The following is a 13,950-nucleotide window of genomic DNA, read 5'->3' on the forward strand; positions in this document are numbered from 1 at the left end:
GTGGTGCCTTTCTGGGGAGCGGGGTCAGGCAGCGGTGCCGGGGACGAGGGAGACGCCGGAGATCGCGTCGAGGGGGATCGACTTCTCGCCGATGGTCACGGTGGGGACGGCTCCCGCGTAGGAGACCGCGGTGACGACGCCCTTCTGGGTGACACCGTCGGCGTCGACGTACTGCGCCTCCTGCCCGAGGAGGGCGGCGGCGGTCTGCCGCATGCTGAGGGCGAAGCTCTCGGTGCTGGTCGAGGCGAGCGCCGTCAGCTGTTCCATCGAGGCGAGCTGCGTCGTCTGGGAGATCATCTCGTTGGTGTTCATCGGCGAGCTCGGATCCTGGTTGGTGAGCTGGGTCACGAGCAGCTTGAGGAACACCTCCGAGTCGAGGGTCTTCTTGCGCTCTGTCGCCGGCGTCGTGCTGCCGGTCTGCACACCGGACGTCGGCGTGGCACCCGGGGGCAGGGTGCCGGTGATGGAGTCGACCGTGGTCATGGAGTCCTCTCTGATCAGGCGTAGACGTCGATGCCGCCGGTGGGCGCGGCGGGCGGTGCGGGCGGGGGCGGGGAAGCGGTCGGCGCCGAGGCCGGGGGACGCGGGGTGGTCGGCGGGCGCGGGGTGTCCGGGTCGCCGTTCCCGGTCTGGCCGTGCGTCGTCGCGCCGTGCTGGGGCGAGGAGGACGAGCCGTCCCCGGTGCTGAGGCTCAGGGTGGCGTGCGGCGCGGCGACCGCGAGGTCCCGGCGGAGATCGACGAGGAGGGCGCGCAGGGCGTCCCTGCCGATCTCGCTCGGGGCCTGCAGCTCGATGCGCAGGGTGGAGCCGGCGATGTGGGCCCGCACGGTGACGGGACCGAGGTTCTCCGGCGAGACGGTGAGCGTGATCCGGTGATCGCCGTCGGGGGCCTGGGCCAGGGACAGCACCGGAGCCGCCACCTGGGGGAGCAGGGCCGGTCGGACCGGCGCGGGGACGGCGCTCGGCGGCGTGACGGGCGCGGTGGCCGTGGCGGCGACCGGGCTCGGCGCGGGCGTGGACCCGGCTGCGACCGGGTCGACGGCGCTCGAGCCTGCGGGGGTGGCGGCGGACGGCACCGGGATGGAGGGCGTCCCGGACACGGAGGGGGTCTCGGGGACGGTCGGGGCCTCGGTCGGGAGCGCGAGCGTGGCCGTCGCTCCGTCCGGCGCCGGCCCGGCGAGGTGGGACGTCCTGCCGTCCGATCCTGCGCTCGTCCCGCCGTCCTCGCCGGTACGCGCGCCCGCCGCTGCCTCGATGGACGAGGAGGGCGGGGACGGCACGACCGCTCCGGTCGTCGGAGGCGCGGTCGATGGCGCCGACGACGCGAGAGCGGGGGCCGACCGGACCGCTCCGGCGTCGACCGGTGCGTCGACCGGTGCCATGCCGGCCGCCGTGGGCACCGCCTCCGCATGAGGAGGCGTCGCCGCGGGGGAGGCGGAGTCGACGGCGGGCAGGGGGAGCGCGTCGGTGCCGGAGATGGCCGGACCCGCCGGAGACGGAGGTGCCGGAGACGGAGTCGCCGGAGTCTGCTCTCCCTCGGGCGGCGTCGGAACCACCGTCGGGCCGGCGTCCGGCGGAACGACAGTCGGGATCGCGGGCGGCGCGACCACCGACCCGGAGGGCGACGGGGCCGGGAGCGGAAGCGGCGTGGCGACGGCACCGTCGGCGGGAACGGCCGCGGTGCCGTCGCTCCTCGGCGCTGCGTCGGTCGCGGGGTCCTCGGGCGACGTGGGGCCGGCCGGCTCCGTCTCCCGCGCGGCATCGCGCACGGCGTCGGCGAAGGCGGCGGCTCCGGGGGCGCCGCCGCGGCCGGCCGGGGCTGCGGAGCGCGGGGGGCGCACGTCGAGCGCCGCGAGGAGGTCGAGAGCGGTCATGCCGAGCCCTCCGTCCGGGAGCGGGAGGCGATCTCGTCCAGCTCCGCCTGCTCGGCGTGCAGGTCGGCGGCGCGTACCGCCTCGGCGTGGCCGTCCGCGAGACGCTCGAGGCCGCGCAGCGTGCGCCGGGCGTCGGCGTGCGCGGACCGTGCCTCCGCGACCGTCTCCTGCTGGAGGGCCGACAGCGTCGTGAGGTCGGCCAGCAGCGCCCGGCCGGAGACCCGGGCCGCCGCGAGCGCCGCCAGCGCACGGACGTCCACGGCCTCCGTGTCCGTGCCGGCAAGGTGCGCGCGCAGTGCCCGGTCCCTGGCCTCGGTGTGCTGCGCGTCGATCACCGCGCGCGACAGACGCTGCGCGGCGGCGCGTTCCTGGATCTCCCGGACGCGCAGGAGACCGGCGAGCGAGAACCCTCTGCTCATGAGACCCCCTCGAAGGCGGAGACGAGGCTCTCCAGGCGGGCCCAGGAGTCGTCGATCGCGCTCGTCTCGTCGAGCGGCTGGGTGAGGAACGCCGAGATCGGCCGTTCATGGGCGATCGCCGCGTCGATACGGGCGTCGGCGCCGGCGTGATAGGCGCCGATGTCGATGAGGTCGTTCGCCCGGCGTCGGGCCGCGAGCACGGCGCGGAGGGTGGCCGCCTGTGCGCGGCGCTCCCGGCTCGTGATCTTGCCGGCCACGCGGGACACGGACCCGAGGACGTCGATGGCGGGGTGGTGACCGGCGAGGGCGAGGGCGCGGTCGAGTACGACGTGGCCGTCGAGGATGGAGCGGACCGCGTCGGCGATCGGCTCGTTGTGGTCGTCGCCGTCGACGAGCACGGTGTAGATGCCCGTGATGGAGCCGGCGCGGTCGGTGCCGGCGCGTTCCAGCAGCCCGGCGAGGAGCGAGAAGGTGGAGGGCGGGTAGCCGCGGGTGGCCGGGGGCTCGCCCGCGGAGAGCCCGATCTCGCGCTGGGCCATGGCGACGCGGGTCAGCGAGTCCATCATGAGGATCGCGTGCGCCCCGTCGTCGCGGAAGGCCTCCGCGATCCGGGTGGCGGTGAACGCGGCGCGGATGCGGGCCATCGCCGGCTGGTCGGAAGTGGAGACGACGACGACCGAGCGGGCGAGTCCCTCCGGGCCCAGGTCGTCCTCGATGAACTCGCGCACCTCGCGGCCCCGCTCGCCGACGAGGGCGATGACGGTGACCTCGGCCTCGGTGCCGCGCGCGATCATCGACAGCAGCGACGACTTGCCCACGCCCGATCCCGCGAACAGGCCGACGCGCTGACCTCGGCCGACGCTGACGAGGGTGTCGAGCGCGCGCACGCCGAGGGGGAGCGGGGTGTCGATGCGATCGCGCTCCATGATCGAGGGGGTGTCGTGATCCAGGCTCACCTGCGGCGCCGCGAGCGGACCCTTGCCGTCGATGGGACGCCCGAGGCCGTCCAGGACCCGGCCCAGCAGCGCGCGTCCGGTGGGAACGCGCACCGGGCCGCCCCGGCCGCGCACCGGGGCGCCGACGATGAGTCCGGCGACCGGGGCGAGCGGCATGCAGCGCAGCCCGTCTTCGCCCGTCGCCACGACCTCGGCGTCGATGCCGTCGAGCGTCACCACGTCCCCGATGGCGCCGTCGAGCCCGCGCACCTGCACGCTGAGTCCGCGCACCTGGGAGACCTCGCCGATGCGCTCCGGCCGCGCCGCCTCGAGCACCGCCGCCCAGGAGCTCACGGCGTGCCCTCCGCGAGGGCGCGGCGCGCGCGCTCGAACGCCGTCCCGACCCTCGCGTCGATGACGCCGTGCGCGAGCACGGCCACGGCGTCGCCGCGGGCGAGGGTGTCGTCGGCGACGAGCGGGAATGCGGCGAGGTCGTCTCCGGTCTCCGCGGCGAGGAGCCGGAGATCCTCCGGATGGACGCGGAGGCTGCGTACCGCGGCCGGCGCGGTCGCGCTCAGGGCGCGGCGGGCCGCAGCGGCCGCCGCGGTGCCCGCATCGCTCAGCTCGGCCGCGAGGAGGAGCTCCGCGAGGTCGATCGCGTGGGAGAGCACCTGGGTCGTCGCGGCGGCCTCCAGTTCCGCCTCCCGCTCCGCCAGGGAGCGTGCCGCGGCGTGCAGGGCCGCCACCGCGGCGGCCATCTCCTCGGCGCGATGGCGCTCCCGCTCCGCCTGCTCGGCCGCGGCGGCGCGGTGCGCGGCTTCGGCGTCGGCCGTGCCCGCCCGGAAGCCCGCGGCGTGGCCCTCGGCGTACCCGCGGCGGCGCGCGCGCTCCTGCTCCCCGCGGTGGTCCGAGCCGCCGAGCCGGGGGAACGCGGCGGGGGCGAAGGCGTCAGTAGACATACTCGTCCTCGTCGGCCCGCTGCACGGTGATGTCCCCGGCGGCCTCCAGCGCCCGGATCGTGCGGACGATCTCAGCCCGCGCCTCCTCGACCTGGGAGACGCGCACGGGGCCCAGCGACCTGGCCTCCTCGTCGAGGTTCTCGCGGTTGCGCTCGGACACGTTGCGGCGGATGAGGTCGACGATCGGCTGCTGGGCGCCCTTGAGGGCCAGCGCCAGCGACCGGATGTCCATGCCCCGCAGCACGCGCTGGGTGTCCCGGTCGTCGAGCTTGACGATGTCCGCGAACGTGAACATGCGCGAGCGGATGTCCTCCGCGAGGGCGCTGTCGCGGTCCTCGATGCTCGCCAGCAGGGCCTTCTCGATGGTGGCCCCCGAGCGGCCGATGATCTCCACGAGCGGCTCGACGCCGCCGAGCACCTCGGGGCTGTCCCGCGACGCGAGGCTGCCGGTCCGCGCCTTGAGGGCGTCGGCGACGATGGCGATGGCCTCCTGGGAGGCGGTGCCCATGGTGGCGATGGCCTGCGCGACGTCGGTCCGGGCGGGGTCGGGCAGCGCGGCGAGCACGGCGGCGGCCTGATCGGCGGGGAGGTGCGCGAGCACGAGTGCGACGGTCTGCGGCAGCTCGCCGTCCAGGAGCGTGGCGAGATGGGCGGCGTCGGCGGAGGCGAGGAAGTCGAACGAGGCGCTCATCGACGTGGAGCCCACGCGGCCGAGCACGGCGGCCGCCCGCTCCGACCCGAAGGAGGCCTCCAGGAGCCCGGCGGCGATGTCGCGCCCGCCGCGGGCCGGGGGCAGGTGCCCGGCCGCGATGCGATGGAACTGTCCCAGCGCCTGGGCGGTCGTCTCCGCATCGAGGTCCTGCAGCCCGATGATCTCGGTGGCGACGGCCTCGGCCTCGGTCTCCGAGAGATGCTTCATGACCTCGACGGCCTGCGCGCGGTCGAGGTTCATGAGGACGATGGCGGCCGTCTGCCGATCGGTGAGTCCGCTCATGCCCGTGACCTGTCGTCGATGAGCGTGCGCAGCAGCTCGGCCGTGCGCTGCGGGTCCTGCCGGGTGAGGGCGTCGATCTCGGCACGGCGGCGCTCGAGGCTGATCTGCGCGGGCTCGGGCTCGGGGTCCGGGTCGAGATCCGGCACCGGCTCGAGGAAGGCGAGCGGGGTTGTCGGCGCCTCCAGCACGGCCGTCGGTGCGTCGGCGGAGAGCGCGGCGAGCTCGGCGGGCCGGTCACCGAAGAGCTGGTCGAACTCCTCCACACCCGCCGCCTTCCGTCGGGACCGGATGATCAGCGCGGTGATCGCGGCGATGAGCGGGATGGCGATGGCAGCGGCGATGATGACGGTGTTCAGGAGCGCGGCCTGACGGGCGCCCTCTTCGGCCTCCTTCGCCGCCTGCAGCGCGGCCTGGGCGGCCTCGGCGTCCGTCTGGCTGAACGCGACGAGCTCGACGGCGAGTTCGTCGCCGCGGGTGCGGTCGATGCCGGCTGCGGTGGCGACGAGGTCGCTGAGCTGCGCGGAGCTGAGGTCTCCGCCCGCGCCGGCGTCCACGGCGACCGACACCGACTGCCGCAGCAGGTTTCCGGCGGGGGTGGACGTGCTCTCCGTGGCCTTGTTCACCGCGTTGGTGCGCGTCTCCTCGGAGGACCGGTAGGTGCCGTCGCCGTTCCCGTTCGGCACGGCGATGTTGTCCGGACCCAGGACCCCGGCTTCGGAGGTGGAGCCGTTGCTGTTCTGCTCGCGGACCTCTTCGGTGAGAGGGGGTGCGCCCTCGGCCGGCGTGTACGTCTCCTCGACGCGTTCGTTCACCGAGCGGTCGATCTCGGCGACCACCGTCACGGTCGCGTTGCCCGGGCCGACCACGGTGTCCAGCATCTGCTGCACGCTCGCGGCCACGCGGGCCTCGTAGTCGCTCGCCTGCTGGTCGAGGCCGCCGGTGGCCCCGCCGCCCACGGTCGACAGCGTCCGCCCGGTCTGGTCGACGACGGCCACGTTCTCCGGCTTCATGCCGCTGACGGCGGCCGAGGTGAGGTGCACGATGGCCTCGACCTGCTTCTGGTCGAGCGTCGTGCGTCCGGCGGTCTCCACGAACACGGAGGCCGTCGCGTCGACGGTCTCCGACACGAAGACGCTCTCCTCGGGGATCGCGAGCTGCACGGAGGCCGCGGAGACGCCGTCGATCGCGGAGATCGTGGCGGCGAGCTCGCCCTCGATCGCGCGCTTGTAGGTGACCGACTGCTGGAACTCGCTCGTGGTGACGCCCATGTCGTCGAGCAGCGAGTACCCGGCCGATCCGGCGCTCGGCAGTCCGGCGGACGCGGCGGCGAGCCGCTGGTCGTAGACGTCCTTCTCGGGGACGAGCACGGTGGCGCCGCCGTCGGCGAGCTCGTAGGGGACGGAGGCGGAGCGCAGCTGCTCCACGACGGCGTTCGCGTCCGTGGCGTTCAGCCCCGAGAACAGCGGTGTGTATGTGGGGCGTGTGAGCCAGCTGGACAGGGCGATGATGCCGAGTGCGAGCACGGCGATGCCGATGATGGCGATGGTCCGCTGCGCGAGCGAGAATCCGGCGATCACCCGCCGCATCCGCTGGAACGCCCCGGTCACTGCCGGGGGCATCAGGCCTGCATCCGCATGATCTCGTTGAACGCGTCGACGCCCTTGTTGCGGACGGCGGCGACGAGTTCGAGGGTGACCGCGGCGCGCGACGAGGCGATCATCGCGGCGTGGATGTCGTCGAGGTCGCCGGTCACGGCGGCGACCTTCAGGGTGTCGGACTCGGACTGCAGCGAGCGCAGCTCGTCGATCGCCCCGGTGACGCTGTTCGCGAAGGTCGTGTCGTCGCCGGTCTTCGCACCCGTCACGGGCGAGGTGGTCATGCCGAGGGACGAGGCGACGGCCTCGATGCCGGCGACGGCGCTCACGCGTTCCGCCCGATCTGCAGCGCCGCCTCGTAGGAGGTGCGGGCGCGGTCCACGATCGCCGCGCTCGCCTGGTATCCGCGCTGCGCGAGGATCAGCTGGCTCATCTGGTCTCCCAGGTCGATGTCGGGGTAGCGCACGTAGCCGTCGGCGTCGGCGAGCGGGTGGTCGGGCTGGTGCACGAGCCGGCCCTCGGCGTCGCCCTGGACGGTCCCGGCGACGTAGACCCCGGGGGACTGGTCGCTGGTCTGCGCCAGGATGTAGCGCGCCCGGAACGCCGCGCCGTCGGTCGACGTCGCGGTGTTGATGTTGGCGATGTTGTCGCTGATGGCGTCGAGCCACTTCCGGTGCACGGTCAGTCCCGTGCCGGCGATCCCGATGGCGTCGAAGGTCATGACGTCCTCATCGCGGTGCGCATCGAGGAGAACGATCCGTTCACGGCCTGCGTCGCGAACTGATAGCGGAGCATGGTGTCGATGCTGGAGAGGGTCTCGGTGTCGAGGTTCACGTTGTTGCCGTTCAGCCGTGTCGGCTCGAGCGATGTCCCGACCGTGGCGGACACGTCCCCGTCACCGGCGGCGATCGAGTCGGCGAGCGCGGCCTCGAACTGCACGCGCTTGGCGTGGTAGTCGGGGGTGTTGATGTTGGCGATGTTGTCGGCGATGGCTCGCTGGCGCAGCGAGAGGCCGTTCAGCGCACTGGTCAGTGCGGTGATGGTCACAGAGTCGAACACGAACCGGCTCCCCGTGTGTGGGTGAAGTGGCCGTTCCCTGGCCGAGTCTTGCGAGCCATCCGTGCTCTCGGGGGACTGTCGGCCGTCCGTGCGGTTTCGTTAGGAGGGTTCCTCACCCGTCCACGTCGAGGTAGGCGGGGGCATCGGGAGAGCGGGGTGCCGGCACGCGCCGGACGGCACCGAGGTGCTGCCGCAGCCCCTCGAGCTCCGACCGGGCGCGTTCCATGGCGGCGTGCTGCCGGTCGATCACCGCACGGGCGCGATCGGCCAGGTGCGGGGGGAGCGGGGAGGACGGCGGCGCCCAGGGGATGATGTCGTGCACCTCGACGGCGCCCGCCGGCGCGGCGAGGATCCGGTCGGCGTCCGCTTCGAGCCGGTCGAGCAGCGCGGCCCAGTCCTCGTCCGTCATGCGCGGCCCTCCACGACGGCCAGGGCGGCGGCGTGCCAGGCGTCGCGCAGCGGCACGACGAGCTCGCGGCAGGCATGCGTGCGCTCCGGATCGCGGCCGATGTTGGCGCCGATCAGCGTCTGCGAGAGGAAGACGTACAGCGAGCGCAGCCCGGCGCTGCCGCTCCAGTCGTCGGTGAGGGACGACGACAGCTCGGCCACGATCGCCTGCGCGTGCTGGAGCTGGGTGTTGGCCTCGGTCCAGTCGGCCGCCCGCTGCGCCGTCTCGGCGCGTTCGATGTCGAGCAGGAGCCGGTCGTAGAGCATCGTGACCAGGCGCTCCGGCGGGGCGGACAGGATGGCGTCCTCGCGGTACCGCTGCTGGGCACGCAGGGCGGCGTTCATGCTCACGAGTCCGACCCGGAGCGGCTGCTCGGCAGCGCGTTGATCTGGGAGGCGAGGTACGACGACTGCGACTGCATCTGCGACAGCATCACCTCGAGGCGCGCGTACGTGCGCTCCAGCGACGCCTTGCGCTGCGCGAGGCGCACGTCCCAGCGCTCCATCTGCTCGCCGAGGCTCTTGACCTCGCTCTCCTGACCCGTGATCCGCGAGGTGAGCAGCCCGTCGTACTTGTCCGAGTACGAGGTCGCCGTCTGCTCCACGCGTGCCGCGACCGCGGAGAAGAGCGCGCCGACGGCCGCGGGGTCCTTCGCCAGCGCCTCGGAGAACTTCTCCTCGTCGAACGTGAGCTTGCCGTACATGTCGGTCGAGATGCCGATCGTGGAGGGCGAGACGCCGTCCACGGGGTGCTGCACGGCGTCGGCGAGGGCCGTCCGCAGACCGCGGATGGTGCTGTCGCCGGTGAAGACGCCGAGGGTGGTCTTCTCGCCCTGTCCCGCGGCGACCGTCGCCTTCGAGCCGTTGTCGATGCGGGTGAAGATGTCCGTGAGGAGGGCGATGAACTCGCCGGAGGCCTTGGTCCTGGCCTCGCCGTCGACGGCGACGGTGACCGTGACGGGGGTCGTCGAGACGGTGGAGACCGTCACGTCGACGCCCTCGAAGAGATCGGTGAACGTGTTGCCGGACGAGGTGATGACCTGTTCGGCCGCCGTGCCGGCCCAGAGGCGCAGCTGCGCATCCGTGCCTGTGGCGATGACAGCGGCGCCCGGCTCCGTGGACACGTCCGTGGCGGTGCCGGCGGCCACCGCGGCGAGGTCGCCCGCGTAGACGCGGAAGCGTCCTGCCTCTCCGGACTCCTCGGCCCGGAGCTGCAGGCGGTAGACGGGGGTGCCGTCGGCATCCTTGCCGGCGGGGACGGCCGTGGCGAGGACACCGGTGTCGGCGTCGTTGATGGCCTGGGCGATGTCCTGCATCGACGTCGAGTCGGCCTGCACCTGGACGCGCTTCCCCGTGGCGTCCTCGAGCGTCAGGACGGGCGGGTCGGCGGGCCAGCGGCTCGCGGACGCGGAGACCACCGTGTGCGCCTGGGCGAGACGGTCGACGACGATGTCGGTCGACACGGGCGCCGCGCCGGTGCGCAGGGCGACCTTCACCGACTCGGACGACGCGCTGCCGGTGAAGCGGTCGAGACCGCCGGGCGCTGCGGCCTTCTCGGCGGCGGCGGCGAGGTTCTGCACGGCCGTGTTGAGGGTGCGCAGCTGCGTCATGACGACGTTCTTGTCGTCGATCTTGGCCTTGAGCAGCGTGCGGGGGATGGCGTGCACGTCCATGAGGGCCTTGATGACCTCGGTGGTCTTGAGCCCCGACACGAGGCCGTCGAGCGAGAGCGACATGCGGCTTCCCTTCTGTGTGCGGCGGGGCCCGGGCGACGGCCGAAGCCGTCACCCGGACCCCCGGAGTGATTCCGTGCGGCGGCGCGGATCAGCGCAGCAGCTGGAGCACGCCCTGGTTGGCCTGGTTGGCCTGGGCCAGCATGGCCGTTCCCGCCTGCGACAGGATGTTCGCCGACGTGAACTTGACCATCTCGGACGCCATGTCGGTGTCGCGGATACGGCTCTCGGCGGCGGCGAGGTTCTCGGCCGACACGTTGAGGCTGTTGATGGTCGACTCGAAGCGGTTCTGCAGCGCACCGTAGCCGGCACGTGCGGTCGAGACCGCCTGGATCTGCGTGTCGATGCCCGCCAGAGCCGCACCGTACGATGCCGCGTCGGTCATGGTGCCGGCGAGCGTCTCGATGGTGGTGCCGAGGTTGGCGAAGTTGGTCAGGCCGACCGAGATCTGGTCCTCGGCGGCGACCGCGCCCGCACCCACCTGGAACGTCAGCGTCGTGCCGCCCGAGAGCAGCTTGATGCCGTTGAAGTTGGTGCTGTCGGCGATCCGGGTGAGCTCGTCGGCGAGGGCGCCGATCTCAGTCTGGATCGCTTCGCGCGACTTCGCGTTGTTCGAGTCGTTCGCACCCTGAGCGGTCAGGTCGCGCACGCGCTGCAGGATGGAGTGCACCTCGGTCAGGGCGCCTTCCGCGGTCTGGATGACCGAGATGCCGTCCTGGGCGTTGCGAGCCGCGACGTTCAGGCCGTTGACCTGCGAACGCAGGCCCTCGGAGATCGCGAGGCCGGCGGCGTCGTCCGCGGCGCGGTTGATGCGCAGACCGCTCGAGAGCTTCTCGAGCGACTTCGACAGGTCGTTCTGCGTGTTGGACAGGTTGCGGTAGGCGTTGAGCGCGCCCACGTTGGTGTTGATCTGCATACCCATGAGGGTTTCCTCCGTGATGTGTTGTGCAGGAGACCATCCGTGGTCTCCTGCACTCACCTATCGGCGGAGGATGCGGACGCGTTAGGCGGGGGCGGCGGCGCGGAAGACCTCACCGATCCGGACGCCGGCGGCCTCGGCGATGCGGCCGAAGTACGCATCCCGCGCGGCGGGCGAGACGCGGGTGGTGGTCGTGGTCTCTGTGCCGCCCTCGGCGAAGTAGCGGTCCAGGGCGTCGCGGAGCAGGCGCACCGCCTCCGCCCGCTGCTGCGAGACGGCCGAGTGGGTCACGCCCAGCTCCTCGGCGATCTCCTTGACGGGGCGCTCCTCGACGTAGACGGCCACGACGATGCGCCGCATGCGCTCGGGGAGAGCGGTGATGGCGTGCTCGAGCACCTCTCGTCGCTCGCCGACCAGCGCGGACTCCTCGGGGAGAGGGATGTCGGCGACGAGGTCCCGCGTGGCGGGGTCGTCGAGCGGGGCGACGGTGCGCGCGGCGTCGGCGAGGGCCTCCACCACCGCCTCCTTGGGTGAGCCCATGGCGGTGGCGATCTCGGTGGCGGTCGCCGTTCGACCGAGGGCGGCGGTGAGGGTGTCGCGGACGGCGACGGTCTCCTTGATGCGCTTGCGGATGCCGCGGGATGCCCAGTCCATGGCGCGCATCTCGTCGGCGAACGCGCCGAGGATGCGGCGGCGGGCGTACGCGCCGAACGGGACGCCGAGCGCGGGGTCGTAGGCGTCGGCGGCGGTCACGAGGGCGAGCGCGCCGACGGCGGCGAGCTCTTCGCGGGGGATATGGGTAGCCCGAGCATGGGTGTCTGCAGCGAGGTAGCCGACCAGGGGGAGGTTGGCCTCGACGAGGCGGTTGCGCTCAGCGCGCGACGACATGGGGGATGATCCACCTCTCTGGATGCACTCCGGAAGCTCCATGGCGAGGGGTAGATGGTCATATCACAAGGTCCGGGATATGTCCATGGGGAGCACTAACCGCCGCCAGTCCACATAGTAACCTTAGGGGCGCGGTGGCCGATAGAGATTTATGAACCGTTAACAGGCGGGCCGATCGCACCTGCGTGGGGCGGGGGATCGCTGGGGACAAGGGGATCATGGGAGCCAACGAACTATCGATGCAGCTCTGGCGCGAGCGCGAGCTGCTCGAGATGCTGCTTTTCAAGCTCGACGAGCAACAGCTGCTGCTCGCCGCCGGCCGGTCGCACTGGATCCAGTTCGCGGCCAGGGAGATCGATCAGGTGCTCGACCGCCTGCGCGCCGCGAGCCTGGCCAGGGCCGTCGAGGTCGCCGGCGTCGCCGAGGAGTGGGGGGCTCCTCAGGACGCGACGATCGGCCAGCTCATCGAGCACGCCCCGGACGGGGCCTGGGGCGACGTCTTCACCGACCACATGCGCGCGCTCGTGAAGCTGACGGCGGAGGTCGAGCAGATGCGCGACGCCGCCGCGGAGCAGCTCAGCGGAGTACTCCGCGCCACCCAGGAGACCATCGCCGCTCTCGGCCAGGAGAGCGGCGAATACACCACCCGCGGCGACCGCGCCCGCGAGGATGCCGCCCGCATCATCGACACCGAGATGTGACCGAGAGGGATTCATGTCGACTTTCAGTGGACTGACCACCGCCGCCAGCGGCCTCGCCGCCGCGCGGCGGGGCATGGATGTGGTGGGGCAGAACATCGCCAACCAGAAGACCGAGGGGTACACGCGGCAGCGCGTCGAGACCTCCTCCATCGCCGCCGTCGCGCAGACGGGGCGCTTCAGCATGGGCGCGCTCCCCGGAAACGGCGTCTCCATCGACGGGGTGTCCCGCCTCGGCGACGCGCTGCTCGACGCCCGGGTCCGCGACACCCTCGGGGCCTCCGGCTACTGGGCCACCCGCGCGCTCGCCGCGACGACCGCCGAGTCGGCGCTCGCGGAACCGACGGACAAGGGCCTCGCGAACCGGCTGACGAACTTCTGGGCGGGGTGGCAGGATCTCGCCAACACCCCCGACTCGGGGGCCGCGGCCGCGAGCATCCTGGAGTCGGCGAAGGAGCTCGCCGCCCACATCTCCGGCGGCTATCGCACCGTCGCCGCGCAGTGGACGGCCGCACGGGGAACGGCCGAGCGCACCGTCAGCCAGGTCAACGCCGCGGCCGACCAGATCGCGGTGCTGAACACCGAGATCCGCGACGCTCTGGCCTCGGGCCGCTCGGCCAACGAGCTCACCGACCGCCGCAATCTGCTCGCCGAGGACGTGGCCCGGCTCGCCGGCGGCACCGCCACCGTGGAGGCGGACGGCACGCTCACGGTCCGCCTCGGCGGCAACGCCCTGGTCTCCGGGGGCGACGCGCGTCACCTCGCCCTGACCGGCGCGGCGACGATCGACGGCGCACCCCGCGTCGGCGTGGTCTGGGAGTCGGTCCCGGATCTTCCCCTCGTGGTCGACGGCGGAGAGCTCGGCGGCTCGCTCGCGGTGCTCGCCCCGGCCGCCGACGGCGGGATGCTGGCACAGCTCGCCGCCACCTACGACCGGGTGGCCACGGCGCTGGCGGAGTCGCTCAACGCGCAGCACCGCGCCGGTGTCACGGCGTCCGGACAGCCCGGGGGCGACTTCTTCACGCTGCCGGCGACCGGCTCCGCCGCGCTCGGGCTGCAGGTGGCCGTCACCTCGGCGGCCGACCTGGCCCTCGCCGCGCCCGGAGCGGGCTCCAAGGACGCGACCAACGCCGACCTCATCTCCCAGATCGGGCAGCGCGCGACCTCTCCGGATGCGCTGTGGACCGACCAGGTGACCCGCTTCGGCGTGTCCACCGCGGCCGATGTGCAGCGTGCGAAGGCGTCGGATGCGGCGGCGGTCGGCGCCGTCGGCGCCCAGCAGTCGGTCGCGGCCGTGGACGGCGACGAGGAGACGATCAGCCTCCTCACGTACCAGACCGCCTATCAGGCGGCGGCCCGCGTGCTCACCGCCGTCGACGAGGCCCTCGACGTCCTCATCAACCGCACGGGCGTCGTCGGACGCTGACCGG

General features: G+C 73.0%; 17 protein-coding genes. 2 read left to right on the top strand and 15 right to left on the bottom strand.

Going from position 1 to position 13,950, the window contains the following annotated elements; genetic code table 11:
- Positions 1-24: 24 nt before the first annotated feature.
- From IZR02_RS03935 to IZR02_RS04005, 15 genes are all read right to left on the bottom strand, one after another.
- Complete coding sequence (locus IZR02_RS03935) at positions 25-483, bottom strand: flagellar hook assembly protein FlgD (protein WP_025104356.1); 459 nt, start codon at positions 481-483, stop codon at positions 25-27.
- A 14-nt stretch (positions 484-497) separates the two neighbouring features.
- Positions 498-1,874: a flagellar hook-length control protein FliK gene (locus tag IZR02_RS03940; protein WP_025104355.1), complete on the bottom strand. Its 1,377-nt coding sequence runs from the start codon at positions 1,872-1,874 to the stop codon at positions 498-500.
- Positions 1,871-2,293, bottom strand: coding sequence for a hypothetical protein (locus IZR02_RS03945; RefSeq protein ID WP_025104354.1), 423 nt, complete (start codon positions 2,291-2,293; stop codon positions 1,871-1,873). The genes IZR02_RS03940 and IZR02_RS03945 overlap by 4 nt, the downstream gene beginning before the upstream one ends.
- Positions 2,290-3,582 (bottom strand): FliI/YscN family ATPase, encoded by a 1,293-nt coding sequence (locus tag IZR02_RS03950; protein ID WP_025104353.1) that lies wholly within the window; start codon positions 3,580-3,582, stop codon positions 2,290-2,292. Before IZR02_RS03950 ends, IZR02_RS03945 begins: the two co-directional genes overlap by 4 nt.
- Complete coding sequence (locus IZR02_RS03955; protein WP_025104352.1) at positions 3,579-4,187, bottom strand: FliH/SctL family protein; 609 nt, start codon at positions 4,185-4,187, stop codon at positions 3,579-3,581. Before IZR02_RS03955 ends, IZR02_RS03950 begins: the two co-directional genes overlap by 4 nt.
- Positions 4,177-5,181 carry a flagellar motor switch protein FliG gene (gene fliG / locus IZR02_RS03960; protein ID WP_025104351.1) on the bottom strand — a complete coding sequence of 335 codons (1,005 nt, stop codon included), beginning with the start codon at positions 5,179-5,181 and terminating at the stop codon, positions 4,177-4,179. The genes IZR02_RS03955 and fliG overlap by 11 nt, the downstream gene beginning before the upstream one ends.
- Complete coding sequence (fliF, locus tag IZR02_RS03965) at positions 5,178-6,800, bottom strand: flagellar basal-body MS-ring/collar protein FliF (RefSeq protein ID WP_025104350.1); 1,623 nt, start codon at positions 6,798-6,800, stop codon at positions 5,178-5,180. Before fliF ends, fliG begins: the two co-directional genes overlap by 4 nt.
- Positions 6,800-7,060, bottom strand: coding sequence for a flagellar hook-basal body complex protein FliE (gene fliE, locus IZR02_RS03970; RefSeq protein ID WP_062767075.1), 261 nt, complete (start codon positions 7,058-7,060; stop codon positions 6,800-6,802). Before fliE ends, fliF begins: the two co-directional genes overlap by 1 nt.
- A 41-nt stretch (positions 7,061-7,101) precedes the next feature.
- Entirely contained in the window at positions 7,102-7,497 is a 396-nt protein-coding gene (locus IZR02_RS03975) for a flagellar basal body rod protein FlgC (RefSeq protein ID WP_025104348.1), read from the bottom strand.
- Positions 7,494-7,835: a flagellar basal body rod protein FlgB gene (gene flgB, locus IZR02_RS03980; RefSeq protein WP_025104347.1), complete on the bottom strand. Its 342-nt coding sequence runs from the start codon at positions 7,833-7,835 to the stop codon at positions 7,494-7,496. Before flgB ends, IZR02_RS03975 begins: the two co-directional genes overlap by 4 nt.
- A gap of 112 nt (positions 7,836-7,947) precedes the next feature.
- Positions 7,948-8,244, bottom strand: coding sequence for a hypothetical protein (locus tag IZR02_RS03985; protein WP_062635827.1), 297 nt, complete (start codon positions 8,242-8,244; stop codon positions 7,948-7,950).
- Positions 8,241-8,627 (bottom strand): flagellar export chaperone FliS, encoded by a 387-nt coding sequence (gene fliS / locus IZR02_RS03990; protein WP_025104345.1) that lies wholly within the window; start codon positions 8,625-8,627, stop codon positions 8,241-8,243. The genes IZR02_RS03985 and fliS overlap by 4 nt, the downstream gene beginning before the upstream one ends.
- A gap of 2 nt (positions 8,628-8,629) precedes the next feature.
- Positions 8,630-10,018, bottom strand: a complete 1,389-nt coding sequence (fliD, locus tag IZR02_RS03995; protein WP_025104344.1) for a flagellar filament capping protein FliD — start codon at positions 10,016-10,018, stop codon at positions 8,630-8,632.
- An 88-nt stretch (positions 10,019-10,106) separates the two neighbouring features.
- Complete coding sequence (locus tag IZR02_RS04000; protein WP_025104343.1) at positions 10,107-10,937, bottom strand: flagellin; 831 nt, start codon at positions 10,935-10,937, stop codon at positions 10,107-10,109.
- An 81-nt stretch (positions 10,938-11,018) separates the two neighbouring features.
- Entirely contained in the window at positions 11,019-11,822 is an 804-nt protein-coding gene (locus tag IZR02_RS04005) for a sigma-70 family RNA polymerase sigma factor (RefSeq protein WP_025104342.1), read from the bottom strand.
- Positions 11,823-12,040: 218 nt separating this feature from the next.
- On the opposite strand from IZR02_RS04005, the gene flgN reads away from it, so the two are divergent.
- Both flgN and flgK read left to right on the top strand, forming a co-directional pair.
- On the top strand, positions 12,041-12,523 hold the full coding sequence (gene flgN / locus IZR02_RS04010) for a flagellar export chaperone FlgN (protein ID WP_025104341.1): 483 nt from the start codon (positions 12,041-12,043) through the stop codon (positions 12,521-12,523).
- A 13-nt stretch (positions 12,524-12,536) separates the two neighbouring features.
- Positions 12,537-13,946 carry a flagellar hook-associated protein FlgK gene (flgK, locus tag IZR02_RS04015; protein ID WP_025104340.1) on the top strand — a complete coding sequence of 470 codons (1,410 nt, stop codon included), beginning with the start codon at positions 12,537-12,539 and terminating at the stop codon, positions 13,944-13,946.
- Positions 13,947-13,950 lie beyond the last annotated feature (4 nt).

The sequence above is a fragment of the Microbacterium paraoxydans genome (assembly GCF_019056515.1).
In the GTDB taxonomy this organism is placed as follows: Bacteria; Actinomycetota; Actinomycetes; order Actinomycetales; family Microbacteriaceae; genus Microbacterium.

Excerpts from the sequence above, each read along its gene's own strand:
- IZR02_RS03935 (WP_025104356.1), bottom strand. The coding sequence starts at position 483 with ATGACCACGGTCGACTCCATCACCGGCACCCTGCCCCCGGGTGCCACG.
- IZR02_RS03940 (WP_025104355.1), bottom strand. The coding sequence starts at position 1,874 with ATGACCGCTCTCGACCTCCTCGCGGCGCTCGACGTGCGCCCCCCGCGC.
- IZR02_RS03945 (WP_025104354.1), bottom strand. The coding sequence starts at position 2,293 with ATGAGCAGAGGGTTCTCGCTCGCCGGTCTCCTGCGCGTCCGGGAGATC.
- IZR02_RS03955 (WP_025104352.1), bottom strand. The coding sequence starts at position 4,187 with ATGTCTACTGACGCCTTCGCCCCCGCCGCGTTCCCCCGGCTCGGCGGC.
- fliG (WP_025104351.1), bottom strand. The coding sequence starts at position 5,181 with ATGAGCGGACTCACCGATCGGCAGACGGCCGCCATCGTCCTCATGAAC.
- fliF (WP_025104350.1), bottom strand. The coding sequence starts at position 6,800 with ATGCCCCCGGCAGTGACCGGGGCGTTCCAGCGGATGCGGCGGGTGATC.
- fliE (WP_062767075.1), bottom strand. The coding sequence starts at position 7,060 with ATGACCACCTCGCCCGTGACGGGTGCGAAGACCGGCGACGACACGACC.
- IZR02_RS03975 (WP_025104348.1), bottom strand. The coding sequence starts at position 7,497 with ATGACCTTCGACGCCATCGGGATCGCCGGCACGGGACTGACCGTGCAC.
- IZR02_RS03985 (WP_062635827.1), bottom strand. The coding sequence starts at position 8,244 with ATGACGGACGAGGACTGGGCCGCGCTGCTCGACCGGCTCGAAGCGGAC.
- fliS (WP_025104345.1), bottom strand. The coding sequence starts at position 8,627 with ATGAACGCCGCCCTGCGTGCCCAGCAGCGGTACCGCGAGGACGCCATC.
- fliD (WP_025104344.1), bottom strand. The coding sequence starts at position 10,018 with ATGTCGCTCTCGCTCGACGGCCTCGTGTCGGGGCTCAAGACCACCGAG.
- IZR02_RS04000 (WP_025104343.1), bottom strand. The coding sequence starts at position 10,937 with ATGGGTATGCAGATCAACACCAACGTGGGCGCGCTCAACGCCTACCGC.
- IZR02_RS04005 (WP_025104342.1), bottom strand. The coding sequence starts at position 11,822 with ATGTCGTCGCGCGCTGAGCGCAACCGCCTCGTCGAGGCCAACCTCCCC.
- flgN (WP_025104341.1), top strand. The coding sequence starts at position 12,041 with ATGGGAGCCAACGAACTATCGATGCAGCTCTGGCGCGAGCGCGAGCTG.
- flgK (WP_025104340.1), top strand. The coding sequence starts at position 12,537 with ATGTCGACTTTCAGTGGACTGACCACCGCCGCCAGCGGCCTCGCCGCC.